Here is a 13664-nt window from a genome sequence, read left to right as displayed (position 1 = left end):
TCGAGAATGACAGTGTCCATTGGTCATCCCTTCGAGAATGACAGTACGGCCGCATAGACGCCCACCGCGACGATCACCGATCGAAGTGCCCAGCTCGGCAGACGCCTCGCGATGCCTCCCCCGGCAAAACCACCGACCAGCGTCCCGATGCAGATGACCAGTGCGGGCAGCCACACCACCCGACCAGCCAACGCGAACGTTGCGGCGGCGGCTCCGTTGGCCGCCGATGCGACGACGTTCTTCGCGGCATTGGCGTGGTGGATATCACCACCGTCAAGGGATCCGAGCGCGGCCAAATAGGCGATCCCCTGCCCCGCACCGAAGTAGCCCCCGTACACACCCACCGCACCGATCGCCGGGGTGACCGCCCGGTGGCTTCCCTTTGAGAGGTACTTGAGCAACACGGGCTGCACAGCGATCAGCAGACAAGCACTCAGGATCAACCACGGCACGACCGCGACGAAGACCCGCTCGGGCAACAACACCACCAGCGTCGCTCCCACCACTGCCCCGGCCCCAGTCGCCAGCGACCACTTGATCAGCGATTGCCGACGGCCTTTGAGGTTCGACCGGTACATCCACGCTCCCGAGAGGGACCCCGGCACCATCCCGAGGGAGTTGGTCGCGTTGGCGGCGACCGGTGGCAGCCCGACTGTGAGCAACACCGGATAGGTAATCAGCGTGCCGGAGCCGACCGCCGCGTTCAGGGCGCCCGCAACAAGGCCGGCAGCGCTGAGCGCCACCGCATCGGCAAGCATCACGCGCGAGAACCTCCTGCTTGGGTCGTCCAGAGTCGTCGACCGGATTGCGCCCGCGTCGCTCGTCGGCTTCGGCAAGTATCCTGCACTTCATGTCCGAACGCTCCACTTCAGCCGCGCCGCTGATTTCTGTGCTCGCTGAGCCGATCCCGCGCAGCGCCCTGCTCACGGCATGGTGGAACGGGTGGAGCCGCGGACTCGTTGCCCCCGATGACCTTGTTGACGCCATGGCGGCCTTCGGAACCCACCAAGTACGAACTCTGCCGGGCAAGTCCGTTCCACTGCTCGCCGGCCTCGCCGAGTGTGTCGCGCCGGGTACCGACGCCCGCGCCCGCGTTGCGCTTCCTCGCGCGGGCGATCTCGCCGGGCTGCCCGGGCCCGCACCGTTCAACCGGGAAGCGCTGGCTGCCGGGCAGGCGGTCATCTCGATGTCTGGAGCATGCGCACTCGTGCCGATCGGCCATGAGGAATTGACCACCTGGACCGTGATGCCGGTGGAATCCGACCGAACCACCGTCGTCCCGCTGGGACCAGAGGAAGCGTCTGAAGCGGTGCGTCAAGCCCTGCACGTCGCGACCACCGAGTTGGTGGCGATGGACCTCAGCGCCAACCGCGACACTGTGTCCGGCGCGCTCGATTCGCTCGATGATTCGCTACGACGCATTCGGTTTCCTCCCTACTTGCCGGGAGCCGCGATCCACACAGCACACACGGCTGCTCGGGTGCTGGTCACCGTCGCGATCGCGCAAGAAGATCCGGGTCATGCCACAAGTTCGCTGGTCGCACAGCGCCGCGCGGCGGTTCTCGCAAACCTTGCCCGAACCGCCCGGTATTGCCTGGCTGCCACCTGCAGCGCGCGATAGCGTCTAGCCAATGTCGCAGACACTCCTAGTCACCGTGACCGGCCCCGACCGTCCGGGTGTGACTACTCGTTTGCTCGCTGCGCTGTCGACGGCCGCCTTCCCGGTGGTCGACATCGAGCAGATCGTGGTTCGCGGCCAGCTGGTGCTCAGCCTCCTGTTGTCAACGGAAGGGGCCTCTGAGGAGCAATGTCAGCTCGCCAAAGATGCCGTCTGCGCGGCAGCGACCGAGTTGAACTTGCACTGCGAGATCCAGTCCGGTGCCGCAGAACAAGACGACCGGCGCCGTGGACGACTCATCGTCACCGTCATTGGAAATCCACTCGACCCTGGCGAACTGGCCGCGATTGCGGCTGCTGTCGCCGAGACTGGCGGCAACATTGATCGCATCGTGCGAGTTGCCTGCCGACCGGTGACCGCAATTGAACTCGAAGTCTCTGGCGCGGACCTGGCTCGACTGCGAGTGAATCTGACCTCGGTCGCGGTCGACGTGGGCGTCGATCTGTCGGTGCAGCAACCAGGCTTGGCGCGACGGGGCGCTCGACTGGTGGTGATGGACGTCGACTCAACCTTGATTCAGGACGAGGTCATTGAACTCATTGCCGCTCATGCTGGGTGTGCCGATCAGGTGGCCGAGGTCACTGAGCGAGCGATGGCCGGTGAGATCGATTTTGCTGAGTCGTTGGCCGAGCGCGTGGCGCTGCTGAAGGGCGTGCCGGAATCCGCACTCACGCAGGTGGGCCAGCAGGTCAGACTGACGCCGGGAGCGCGGACGCTCTGCCGAACCCTCAATAATCTCGGCTACCAGATCGCCCTCGTTTCCGGCGGCTTCCACGAGGTGGTCGATCCAATCGCGCACGAACTTGGCATCGACCATGTGCGTGCCAACCGGCTCGAGATCGTCGATGGGCTGCTGACTGGTCGAACGATCGGTCCGGTTGTGGATCGAGCGGGCAAGGCGGCGGCGCTCGACGAATTCGCGGCCGTGCACGGGGTGAGTCTGGAGCGCACCGTCGCGATCGGTGACGGAGCAAATGACCTCGACATGTTGGCCCGGGCCGGGTTGGGCATCGCCTTCAACGCCAAGCCGGTGGTGCGGGCTCAGGCTGACGTCGCGGTCAATGTCCCCTATCTGGACACGGTGCTCTTCCTACTGGGGATTCCACGCGAGGAGATAGAACTCGCGGATGCGGCTTCGCCTTCCTAACGCGGCGGGATGAAAACGTCCTGCAACCGCGCGCAGTTGCTGCCCCACTCCCGCCACGCCAGGTCCGAGGTCAGGACAGCGACGGCACTAGTGGGGAACTTGACTCGCAATTGACGCATCGCTCGTGACTCACCGGTGCCAGCCAACTCGGTGACCAAGTCTTCTACCGATGGGTTGTGACCCAGGAGCATGAGCGTCTGCGTTGCCTCTGGGGTCGTTCGGACGACGTCGAGCAGATCCCACCAGGTTGCCGCATAGAGTCCAGGTCGGAAGTCAACATCAGCCGGACGTCCAGCAAGCTCCGGTTCCACCAACTGCCAGGTCAGTCGTGTTCGGTTCGCCGACGAGACGACCGCCTGGTCGGGCGTACTCACCCGCTGAGAGATCCAACGGCCGGATGCTGGCGCATTGCGCCGACCCCTGGCCCCCAGCGGCCGATCGAAATCGCGAACTCCCATTGGCCACGCCGACTTGGCGTGACGCATCACGATCAGGACACGTTCCACGTACTTAGCCTGCCAGAATGCTCACGTGAGCGCAGAGCAGCAAACCGAAGACCCGTCCGGCGGTAGCGAGTACCCGCCAGACCGGATCGTGGCGTTCAGCGACGGGGTGGTCGCGATCGCCATCACCCTGCTGATCCTGCCGCTGGCGGGTATCACAATCCCCCAAAACGAGGGCACCGACCCGCTCGGGTTCTTGTGGCGGGAGAACAGCGGACTCATCACCAGCTTCCTGATCAGTTGGGCGGTCATCATGACGTTCTGGCTGGCCCACCACCGCGTCCTTGGGGTCGCGCGGGCAATCAACGGCTCGATCATCCGGTGGAACATTCTGTGGCTGTTCGCGATCGTTGTCTTCCCATTTCCAACCAGCCTGCTCAGCCAATCGAACATCGGCGCGCACGGCGAGCAACAGGTCGCGGCCTTTTACATCGGGACGATGTTCGTGATCAGTGGATCGCTGACCATGATCGGGCACCAGTTGCGAGTCAATCCCCAGCTGCGCGAGGTTGGCGTTCCGATCACCCCCGCCGCCGCGACGCGGGGGAAGTTGATGAGCATCTACCTCGGGGGGCTGTTCTTGGTGTCGCTGTTCACCGGCTACGCATTGTTCGGACTCGTGGGGCTCGGGCTCGTGCAACCGGCCACCGCCATCATCACGAAGCGCCAGAACGCCTCGCCGGCAACTCAGGTGTGATCTTCCATCCGGAACCCGAGCTTCAACGTCACCTGAAAGTGGTGCACGTCGCCGTCCTTGATGTATCCACGAACTCCGCTCACCTCGAACCAGTCCAGGTGTCGCATGGTCTGGGAAGCGCGTTTGATGCCATTGCGGATCGCCTCGTCGACCCCTTCGGTGGAGGTTCCCACGATCTCGCTCAATCCATACGTTCGGTCGGCCATCATTCCTCCAAAGATTCCTGACCCCGCGACTAGCCGCGAAGTTAGTTGAGGCTTACCGTAGTGGCATGCCGCGACGTGATGAGGTCTACCAGATCACGGGCGCACGCCAGGCGGCTTCTGTGGGTCGAGATTTCCGCACGCGACGCTACCTGATTTCGATGGCCATCCGGACTGCCTGTTTCCTCGGCGCCGTGTTCGTGGATGGCTGGATGCGCTGGGTGATGATCGCTGGCGCGATCCTGCTCCCCTACATCGCTGTGGTGATGGCGAACGACGCGACCGAGGAAGACACACAGGATCTAACGCCACCGCTGATCATCAAGGATGATGCCGCGCTCCCGCCCGGCCGTCCCGATCCATTCGTTGGCTGAGCGTTATTCTGCATCTGTGTTGCGCCTCTTTCGTCAACCACGCTGGATCGGGCTCGTCCTGCTCGTTCTACTGAGTGTGGTCGTCTGCTACTTCCTGGCCAGGTGGCAGTGGAGTAGGTACGAAGGGCGCGTACAAGCCAACTCCGTACAAGCACTCAACGACTCCCAGGCCGCCGTTCCCGTCGCGACGTTGATGACCAAGTCGACGACAGTTGACGACGCGACCAACTGGCGGCTTGTCACGGCCCGTGGCAAGTACGACACCGCCGCTGAGGTTTACGTTCGCCGGCGCCCCCTCGACAACACCATGGGGTTTTGGGTAGCAACACCGCTGGTCCTGGACACCGGCGAGGTGCTGGTCGTCAATCGAGGCTGGCTGCCCGCTGGCTCTGACTCGCTCGTAACACCCACTGCTCCTGCACCTCCGGCCGGGGAGGTCACCGTCACCGGACGCATCCAAGGTAGCCAGCAAAGTCCTGGCCCACGGCCCAGCGACGTCCCCACCGGCCAAGTGGCCAGTCTGGACACCAACAGCTTCGTGGATACCACTGGCAAGCCGGTCCTTCCCGGCTACATCAACCTGGTGTCCTCTGACCCTGCCCAAGCTGCGGGCCTGACGCCGATTCCGCTACCCGAGCGCGATACCGGGCCCCATCTGTCCTACACACTGCAGTGGATTGCGTTTGCGATCGTATTCGTCCTGGGACTCGGCTTGCTCATTCGACGAGAGTTGCAATATCGGCGTCAGGATGAAATTGACGCCCAAGAGGGTCAATCCGAACAGGGTTCGCAGGACTCAGAACCGTCTCGGGCAACACCATGAGGTCATGGATCTTGGGCTGACAGACCGCGTCTTCGTGGTGACCGGTGGGTCGCGCGGACTTGGCTTGGCTGGCGCCCAGGAGTTGGTGGCCAACGGAGCACGAGTGGTGATCGCTGCCCGCGACTCCCACCAGTTGGCCGAAGCGGTCAGCATCCTCGGTGGCCACGACAATGCCGTCGGACTGCCCGTGGATATGGCCGATCCGGCCGGAGCCGAGATACTCACAGCCGCAGCAGTGGCACGGTTTGGCCGCCTCGACGGAGCCCTGATCAGTGTCGGCGGTCCACCACCCGGTGGGGTGCTGACCATTACCGACGAACAATGGCAAGAAGCATTTCAATCAGTCGTGTTGGGATCGCTGCGGGTCGCACGCGCGGCCGCTCGCGCAATCTCTCGAGCCGAGCAGGGACCACTGGGAACGGGCGGGGCCATCCTGTTTCTGCTATCGACGTCGGTCCGAACGCCGCTACCGGGCCTCGCCATCTCAAACGTCTTACGACCTGGCCTAGCGGGTGCTGTCAAGGATTTGGCCGATACACTCGGTCCCCGCGGGGTGCGGGTCAACGCCGTGTTGCCCGGGCGCTTCGCGACGGATCGAGCATTCGCGCTGGACGCGTCGCTGGGGAGTCCCGCCCGGGTCCGTAGCCGCAACGAAGCGGAAATACCGCTGCAGCGGTACGGCGAACCGGCGGAGTTCGGAAGGACGGCAGCGTTCCTGCTCTCGCCGGCGGCCTCCTACGTGACCGGAGCCGCACTTGCCGTCGACGGCGGGTCCACCCGCGCGATCTGATCTGGCCGCACGTCAGCCTCCGACGAGGCGGGCGCCGCTGAACCATCCGCTTCGCGAAACTGCGTTCGGTAGAGCTCGGAGTACAAACCGCCAACAGCCATGAGTTGGGCGTGAGTTCCCCGTTGGGCGATCGAACCATTGCCAATAACCAAGATCTCGTCGGCGCTGCGGATCGTGGACAAGCGGTGAGCAACGACCACCGACGTGCGACCCTCAAGGGCCTTTGCCAACGCTCGTTGAACCGCCGCCTCACTCTCGCTGTCCAGATGCGCGGTCGCCTCGTCGAGCACCACGACCGACGGCGCCTTCAGTAGCAGCCTGGCAATCGCAATTCGCTGCTTCTCTCCGCCCGAGAGGCGGTGTCCGCGATCCCCCACGACGGTATCCAACCCCTCCGGCAACGATCGAATGAGCGAGGAGATCTGGGCATCGTCCAACGCTTGCCAGAGCTCAGCTTCAGTGGCCTGGGGTCGGGCGTAGAGCAAGTTATAGCGAATGGTGTCGTGGAACATATGCGCGTCCTGGGTGACTTCACCGATGGTCGCGTGGAGCGATTCCAAGGTGACATCGCGAACGTCCTGCCCGCCAACACGAACCGTGCCGGAGGTAGTGTCGTACAACCTCGCAATGAGCTGAGTGATCGTTGATTTGCCTGCCCCGCTAGGCCCCACCAGCGCGACCATCTGCCCTGGCCTCACCTCAAATGACACATCGTTGAGCACGGGATCGTCGCGGCGCGGGTTAGTTCGAGCGATCGATTCAAGCGAGGCCAGTGACACCTCCTCGGCAGACGGATAGCGGAAGCCGACATGGTCGAACCGCACCGATGCCAGCCCCGGTTCCAGCGACTTGGCATCGGGCTTCTCTTTTACCAACGGCGGCAGATCCAGCACCTCAAAAACGCGTTCGAAGCTCACCAGTGCGGTCATCACGTCGACGCGAACGTTGGACAGCGCGGTCAGCGGCCCATAGAGCATGGCGAGCAGCCCAGTCAGTGCGAGCAGCGTGCCCAGCGACATTTGCTGGCTGACGACCAAGTTGCCCCCAATGCCGTAGACCATCGCGGTTGCCAACGCAGCCACGAGGGTCAGGGCGGTGATGAAGTACCGGTTGGACATCGCGATCTTGACGCCGATGTCCCGAACGCGCCCCGACTTGGAACCGAAGGACGCGTCTTCGTCGGCGGGGCGACCGAATAGCTTGACGAGCAGCGCACCGGCAACGTTGAATCGCTCGGTCATCTGGGTGCCCATATCGGCGTTGAGCTGCATCTGCTCACGGGTCAATGCCTGCAAGCGCCGACCCATCCACTTGGCCGGCACCACGAAGATTGGCAACAGAACCAGCGACGCCAGCGTGATTTGCCAGGACAGCGCCATCATTGCTATGAGCACCGTGATGACGCTGATCGCGTTGCCCAACACACCGGACATGGTGGACGTGAACGCTTGCTGTGCGCCGATCACGTCGTTGTTCAGCCGGGAAACCAATGCCCCAGTCTGTGCCCTGGTGAAGAAGGCGATCGGTTGGCGCTGCACGTGTGAGAAGACCGCAGTACGCAAGTCGAAGATCAAGCCCTCACCGATGCGCGAGGACCAGTAGCGGCCTATCAGACCCAACGCGGCGTCCAGCAATGCTACGACGGCAACCGCGATGGCACACCAGGTCACGACAGCGGCGTTGCCGGGAGTGATTCCCTGATCAACCAGGCGTTTGAAAAGCAGCGGCTGCGCAATCACGAGCAGCGAATCGATGACCAACGTGACAACGAAGAGGGTGATGATCCTTTTGTAAGGGGTCGCGTAGCCCAGAATTCGCCGAACCGTCCCTTTTGCGAGCGCCCGATCCTTGACGGAAGGATCGCGTGTGAACGAGCGCAGCGTGCTCCACGGTCCAGAGGACATCGACACAGGGTTGCCTACCTAACAAGAGAAAGAAGCTGTCTCAAGCAACCAACGTGCCCGGCTGGTCCGACATTCCATGCCGCCAGCGATCAACCTGCACCGGTGGCCTCGTTTCACGAGTCCCGCACCACCGAGAGCACTTGCGTGGCCGAAAGCCCCCTTCGCGTTCTATTGGCCCTTGACTAGCGTCGCAAGTTCGGTGATTCGACGACGTTGCGCGTCGCGCTCCTGCTCACACTGCTGCGCGCGGGTGCGCAGGTCCGCATCGCGCAGCAACTTCTTCGTTTCGATCAGCGCATTCGGTGGCGCACTCAGCATCGACGCAACCAATGCCTCTGCGCGCTCGGCAAGCTCGGGAACAGGCGAACTGGCGACAGCGATCCCACTGGCGACGGCTTCCTCGGCACCCAACCAGCGGCCGGACGCGCAGATCTCCAGCGCTCTGGAGTACCCGACAGCCTGAATCAGTGGCTTGGTACCGCCAAGGTCGGGCACCAAACCGAGCTGGGTCTCTTTCATGCTCAGCTGAACATCCTCGGCGACGACCATCATGTCCGCGCCGAGGGCGAGCTGAAAGCCAGCCCCGATCGCGTACCCCTGAACTGCCGCCACGGTGATGGCGTCGAGTTCTCGCCAGCAGGTGAATGCGCGCTGATAGGTGGCGATGGTGTCACTGAAGTCTTGCGCTGATTGGTCGGCCAAGGTGAGCAGCGATTGCTCGCCGGGAATCCCCTGCGCGAACATGGCGCGGTCCAAACCGGCAGAAAAGGCAGACCCGGAGCCCTGCAAGATAACGGCCCGCGTCTCCGGACCGAAGCTGTTCGCCACGTCCACGAGCTCTCGCCAGAGCGCCGGGGTTTGCGAGTTGCGCGAGTCGGGCCGATCGATGGTGATTGTCACCACCGCACCGTCGCGATCGACGCGCAGCCCAGCCGGAGATCTCAAGGCAGCGTCACCGACCGCAACGCTTTGCGCGCCAGACACCTGGGGTGTCTACTTCTTTGCCTTGCTCTTCTTGCCGCGGGTTGCCCCGCCGCGCCCGCGCAGAGTTACGCCGGATTCCGACAGCACTCGATGAATGAACCCATACGAGCGGCCAGTGCCTTCTGCGAGTTCGCGAATACTTGCTCCGGAGTTGTACTTCTTCTTCAGATCGGCGGCGAGTTTGTCGCGTTCGCCTCCGGTGACTCGCCGACCTTTGGTTAGTTCAGCCACAATGTCCACCAGACTCTTCACTAGATTCTTCAGTTACGGAATCAGAAACTACCAACCCGATTATTCCTTAGAACTTGATCCTCGCAACAAATCACAGAATTTGGCGGCGATCAAGTGGTGAATTCAATCACCCCGGTTCGGGCAGTACCCAACCCCACGGGGTATCAGGCGAGAACGACGAGTTCCCGGTAGCTGTCATTCCACAGGTCTTCATCGCCGTCGGGCAGGAGCAGAACCTTCTCTGGCTCGAGGGCGTCAACGGCGCCCACGTCGTGGGTTACCAGCACTACCGCCCCGGGGTAGGTACTCAACGCGGAGAGGACCTGCTCGCGGCTGGCCGGGTCCAAGTTGTTTGTCGGCTCGTCCAGTAGCAAGAGGTTCGCGCCCGACACCACCAGCATTGCAAGGGCCAGCCTGGTTCGTTCACCACCGGACAGAGTGCCAGCCAATTGACTCACCCGATCGCCGGAGAACAGGAAGGATCCCAGCAAATCGCGAGCCTGTTGCTCGGACAATTCCACCGCACTTGCCTGAATGTTCTCCAGCAAGGAAGCCGACCGATTGAGGGTCTCGTGTTCCTGGGCGTAGTAACCGACTTTCAGACCGTGCCCGGGGTGAAGCTCACCTGCATCGCTGGTCTCGGCACCCGCGATGATGCGCAGCAACGTGGTCTTGCCAGCACCGTTGAGCCCAAGGATCACGACCCGGGCGCCGCGATCGATCGCCAAGTCGACGCCGGTGAATACCTCAAGGGAGCCGTAGGACTTGGCCAGACTCGTCGCTGTGAGCGGAACTTTCCCGCATGGCCTTGGGTCGGGAAACCGAAGTCTGGCAACCTTCTCCGACCGACGAAGCTCCGGCTGGCCGTCACGGAGTTTGTCTGCGCGTCGCAGCATTTGTTGCGCCGCGCGAGCCTTCGTGGCCTTTGCCCGCATCTTCTCGGCCTGGGCGGTGAGCGTCGCAGCGGTCTTGTCGGCATTCGCACGTTCCCGGCGACGCCGCCGCTCGTCGGTTTCTCTGGCTTTGAGGTAATCGTGCCAACCGAGGTTGTAGTGATCGAGGACCAACCGATCCGCATCCAGGAAGGCCACCTTGTTGACCACGTCGGCGAGCAGGTCCACGTCGTGACTGATGACTACCAGCCCGCCGGTGTGGGCCTGCAGGAATCCGCGCAGCCAACTGATCGAATCGGCGTCCAGGTGGTTCGTTGGCTCATCGAGCAGGAGGGTTGATTGTTCGGCAAAGAGCAGCCGTGCGAGCTCAACCCGACGACGTTGACCGCCCGAAAGATCGCCGAGTCGCGACGCCATCATCCGATCGTCAATCCCAAGCCCGGCCGCGACCGCCGCAGCTTCAGCCGTTCCGCCATATCCCCCGGCCGAGACGAATTCCTGTTCCGCGCGTTCATACCGGCGCATGGCCTTGTCTCGCGTCGCATCGTCGGCGCTTGCCATCGCCTTCTCGGCGGCACGCATCCGCAACTCGATCTGGTCCAGGTCCCGTGCTGAGAGCAGCCGTGCACGGACCGACTGGTCGGGGTCCGCCGCCTCGGGGTCTTGAGCCAGATAACCGACGCTGCCTGTCCGGGAGACCTCTCCGCCGGCTGGGGCGGTCTCACCGGCTAATACCCGCATGAGAGTCGTCTTACCCGCACCGTTGCGCCCAACCAATCCAATGCGGTCATTGGTCTGTACTTGCAGGATTGCCTCGTCTACGAGCAACCTGGCTCCGGCGCGAAGTTCAATGTCCCTGGCAGTAATCACAACCTGCCCAGCTTAGACGCCAGGCGTTTCACACGTTGAAGCCGAGAGCACGCAGCATCTCGCGACCCTCGTCAGTGATCTTGTCCGGTCCCCACGGCGGCATCCACACCCAGTTGATGCGGAAGTCGTCCACCACACCGTCGAGGGAGGCCCGCGTTTGGTCCTCGATCTCGTCGGTCAGTGGACAGGCAGCGGATGTCAGGGTCATGTCGAGCGTGGCGGTGTTGTCGCTATCCACGGTCACGCCGTAGATGAGCCCCAGGTCGACCACATTGATGCCGAGTTCGGGGTCGACAACATCTTTCAGGGCCTCGAAGACCTCATCCTCAGACGCAACCTTGACGTCGCTGGTGGCGGTCTCGGTCGTCGTATTAGTGGTGTCCATGTGTGCCTCGCTCATTCGTTGTCACCTGCTCGCGCCGCCGCAGCTTGCAGCGCGGCGTCCTTGAATGCCATCCAGCCCAGCAGCGCGCATTTGATTCGTGCTGGGTACTTCGCTACTCCTTCGAACGCGATCGCATCCCCTAGCAATTCCTCGTTCGGCTCGACCGACTCGGTCGCGCTCTTCATGAGCGCGGAGAATTCATCCAGGGTGGCGAGTGCCTCGTCGAGAGCGAGTCCGGAAACCTGATCGTGCATCACACTCGCAGACGCTTGTGAGATGGAACAACCCTGCCCATCGAAGGACACCTCATCGATCGTTGGACCGCCGGGATCGCCGGCCAGTCGAACCCGCAAGGTGATTTCATCACCGCAGGTCGGATTGACGTGGTGAACCTCCGAATCAAACGGTTCCCGCAGACCCTTCCCATGCGGACGCCGGTAATGATCCAGGATCACCTCTTGGTACATCTGTTCGAGATCCATCAGCCACGCGTCCCAAAGAAGTCTTGTGCCGCAACGACTGCTTCGCTCAACGCATCAATCTCATCCGTGGTGTTGTAAATCCCGAACGATGCCCGGACGGTTGCTGCAACGCCATAGCGGCGGCAGGTCGGAGCGGCGCAGTGGTGACCGACTCGGACAGCCACACCGCGATCGTCGAGCACCTGGCCGACGTCGTGTGGATGGATCCCGTCCACTTCGAACGAGATCGCCCCACCCCGGTCGACGTTGTCCGTCGGCCCGACGATTCGCACGCCGTCGATCGCCGCAAGCGCGGACAACGCGTAGCCAGTCAGCTCGTGCTCGTAGTTCTCGACGTTGGCCATGCCGATGTCGGTCAAATAGTCGACGGCGGCGGCGAGCCCAACCGCTTGGGCGGTCATTGGCACACCGGCTTCGAAACGTTGAGGGGGCCGTGCGTAGGTGCTGCCTGCCATCGTGACCTTTTCGATCATTGAGCCACCGGAGATGAACGGCGGCATCGCGGCCAAGACCTCGCTGCGGCCCCACAGGCATCCGATGCCCGTCGGACCCAGCATCTTGTGCCCGCTCCATGCAACCAGGTCTGCCCCAAGGGTCTGCACATCAACAGGCATGTGCGGAATCGACTGGCAGCCGTCGACGACGAACAGGCTGTCGACCTCAGCCGCCCAAGCGCCAATCCGCGCAACATCGTTGACGGTTCCCAGAATGTTCGACTGATGGACCACCGCGACGCACTTTGTCCGGGGGGTAATGAGCTCGGCGGCATTGGACAAATCAAGGCGGCCGTCGTCAGTTAAACCAAACCAGCGAAGGGTCGCACCTGTCTTGGCACACAGTTCCTGCCACGGAACCAGATTTGCGTGATGCTCCATTTCGGTAACGACGATCTCGTCACCGGGGCGCAGCAGAAACCGCTCGCTGCCATCGGTAAGTGGCGCGCCCGCGGCCACCTTCGCCGTGGAATTCGAGAATGCATAGGCCGCCAGGTTCAACGCCTCAGTGGCATTCTTGGTGAACACCAGGTCGTTCGGCTCGCCGCCCACGAAGCCAGCGATCCGACGGCGAGCTGACTCGTACGCATCCGTCGCCTCCTCGGCAAGCTGGTGCGCCCCACGGTGGACCGCAGCGTTGCGGTTTTCGTAGAAATCACGCTCGGCATCCAGCACGGCCGTTGGCTTCTGGGAGGTCGCGGCCGTATCCAGGTACCGCAGTTGCTTGCCGTTGCGCACGGTGCGACTCAGGATCGGGAAGTCCTTCCTGATCCTGGCGACGTCGACCTCAGAAATGCTCATGGGTCAGGTGGCTGCCTTCGCCGGGATGAACTGCTCATAGCCGTCAGCGTCGATTTGCTCAGCAAGTTCCGGGCCGCCACTGGCGACGATTCGACCGTCCACGAACACGTGCACGAACTCGGCTGGGATTTGCTTGAGCAGCCGGGTCGTGTGCGTGATGAGCAACAGGCCGGTGTCCAGCTGCTCGCGGACGCGATTGACGCCTTCGCCGACAACCTTGAGTGCGTCGACATCCAGGCCTGAATCGGTCTCGTCCAAAACCGCGATCTTGGGTTTGAGTAGTTCCATCTGCAAGATCTCGTGTCGCTTGCGCTCCCCGCCGGAGAAACCTTCGTTGACATTGCGGGAGGCAAAAGTCGGGTCGACCTGAAGCGAACCCATCGCCTCCTTCATCTCACCCATCCA

Annotated in this window: 17 protein-coding genes; 6 read left to right on the top strand and 11 right to left on the bottom strand. The window is 62.9% G+C overall.

Translation table 11 applies throughout. The features are described from left to right. Nucleotides 1-23 precede the first annotated feature (23 nt). Nucleotides 24-761: a sulfite exporter TauE/SafE family protein gene (locus KAZ48_08515; protein ID MBP7972831.1), complete on the bottom strand. Its 738-nt coding sequence runs from the start codon at nt 759-761 to the stop codon at nt 24-26. An 89-nt stretch (nt 762-850) separates the two neighbouring features. Here KAZ48_08515 and KAZ48_08510 point away from each other — a divergent pair, with 89 nt between their 5' ends. Together KAZ48_08510 and serB are read left to right on the top strand one after the other, a co-directional pair. Beyond that, nucleotides 851-1621 carry a hypothetical protein gene (locus KAZ48_08510; GenBank protein MBP7972830.1) on the top strand — a complete coding sequence of 257 codons (771 nt, stop codon included), beginning with the start codon at nt 851-853 and terminating at the stop codon, nt 1619-1621. Nucleotides 1622-1631: 10 nt separating this feature from the next. Next, nucleotides 1632-2825, top strand: a complete 1194-nt coding sequence (gene serB / locus KAZ48_08505; protein MBP7972829.1) for a phosphoserine phosphatase SerB — start codon at nt 1632-1634, stop codon at nt 2823-2825. Here serB and KAZ48_08500 read toward each other — a convergent pair. Next, nucleotides 2822-3331 carry a histidine phosphatase family protein gene (locus KAZ48_08500; protein ID MBP7972828.1) on the bottom strand — a complete coding sequence of 170 codons (510 nt, stop codon included), beginning with the start codon at nt 3329-3331 and terminating at the stop codon, nt 2822-2824. The genes serB and KAZ48_08500 overlap by 4 nt on opposite strands. 25 nt (nt 3332-3356) lie before the next feature. Here KAZ48_08500 and KAZ48_08495 point away from each other — a divergent pair, with 25 nt between their 5' ends. Continuing rightward, nucleotides 3357-4025, top strand: a complete 669-nt coding sequence (locus KAZ48_08495; protein ID MBP7972827.1) for a DUF1211 domain-containing protein — start codon at nt 3357-3359, stop codon at nt 4023-4025. Here the strand turns inward: KAZ48_08495 and KAZ48_08490 are convergent. Further along, nucleotides 4016-4231: a dodecin domain-containing protein gene (locus tag KAZ48_08490; protein ID MBP7972826.1), complete on the bottom strand. Its 216-nt coding sequence runs from the start codon at nt 4229-4231 to the stop codon at nt 4016-4018. The genes KAZ48_08495 and KAZ48_08490 overlap by 10 nt on opposite strands. A gap of 65 nt (nt 4232-4296) precedes the next feature. Here KAZ48_08490 and KAZ48_08485 point away from each other — a divergent pair, with 65 nt between their 5' ends. From KAZ48_08485 to KAZ48_08475, 3 genes are read left to right on the top strand one after another with little or no spacing between them, the layout of a single operon-like run. Continuing rightward, nucleotides 4297-4602 carry a DUF3099 domain-containing protein gene (locus tag KAZ48_08485; protein MBP7972825.1) on the top strand — a complete coding sequence of 102 codons (306 nt, stop codon included), beginning with the start codon at nt 4297-4299 and terminating at the stop codon, nt 4600-4602. A 16-nt stretch (nt 4603-4618) separates the two neighbouring features. After that, a complete protein-coding gene (locus tag KAZ48_08480) occupies nt 4619-5425 on the top strand; it encodes an SURF1 family protein (GenBank protein MBP7972824.1) in 807 nt (268 codons plus the stop codon). 4 nt (nt 5426-5429) lie between these two features. After that, a complete protein-coding gene (locus KAZ48_08475) occupies nt 5430-6215 on the top strand; it encodes an SDR family oxidoreductase (GenBank protein ID MBP7972823.1) in 786 nt (261 codons plus the stop codon). Here KAZ48_08475 and KAZ48_08470 read toward each other — a convergent pair. The 8 genes from KAZ48_08470 to sufC all read right to left on the bottom strand — a co-directional run. Then, nucleotides 6161-8119: an ABC transporter ATP-binding protein gene (locus KAZ48_08470; GenBank protein MBP7972822.1), complete on the bottom strand. Its 1959-nt coding sequence runs from the start codon at nt 8117-8119 to the stop codon at nt 6161-6163. The genes KAZ48_08475 and KAZ48_08470 overlap by 55 nt on opposite strands. Before the next feature lie 168 nt (nt 8120-8287). After that, entirely contained in the window at nt 8288-9103 is an 816-nt protein-coding gene (locus KAZ48_08465; protein MBP7972821.1) for an enoyl-CoA hydratase/isomerase family protein, read from the bottom strand. A gap of 9 nt (nt 9104-9112) precedes the next feature. Then, a complete protein-coding gene (locus KAZ48_08460) occupies nt 9113-9334 on the bottom strand; it encodes a transcriptional regulator (GenBank protein ID MBP7972820.1) in 222 nt (73 codons plus the stop codon). A gap of 164 nt (nt 9335-9498) precedes the next feature. Further along, on the bottom strand, nt 9499-11097 hold the full coding sequence (locus KAZ48_08455) for an ABC-F family ATP-binding cassette domain-containing protein (protein ID MBP7972819.1): 1599 nt from the start codon (nt 11095-11097) through the stop codon (nt 9499-9501). 28 nt (nt 11098-11125) lie between these two features. Then, on the bottom strand, nt 11126-11482 hold the full coding sequence (locus KAZ48_08450; protein ID MBP7972818.1) for a metal-sulfur cluster assembly factor: 357 nt from the start codon (nt 11480-11482) through the stop codon (nt 11126-11128). Nucleotides 11483-11493: 11 nt separating this feature from the next. Then, nucleotides 11494-11949, bottom strand: a complete 456-nt coding sequence (locus KAZ48_08445) for an SUF system NifU family Fe-S cluster assembly protein (GenBank protein ID MBP7972817.1) — start codon at nt 11947-11949, stop codon at nt 11494-11496. 14 nt (nt 11950-11963) lie between these two features. After that, complete coding sequence (locus KAZ48_08440; GenBank protein MBP7972816.1) at nt 11964-13259, bottom strand: cysteine desulfurase; 1296 nt, start codon at nt 13257-13259, stop codon at nt 11964-11966. A gap of 3 nt (nt 13260-13262) precedes the next feature. Continuing rightward, on the bottom strand, nt 13263-13664 hold a 402-nt coding region (gene sufC / locus KAZ48_08435; protein MBP7972815.1), incomplete at its 5' end, for a Fe-S cluster assembly ATPase SufC.

This window comes from Candidatus Nanopelagicales bacterium, from assembly GCA_018003655.1.
Lineage (GTDB): Bacteria > Actinomycetota > Actinomycetes > S36-B12 > UBA10799 > JAGNDY01.
This window is presented reverse-complemented; position numbering and strand designations above follow the sequence as displayed.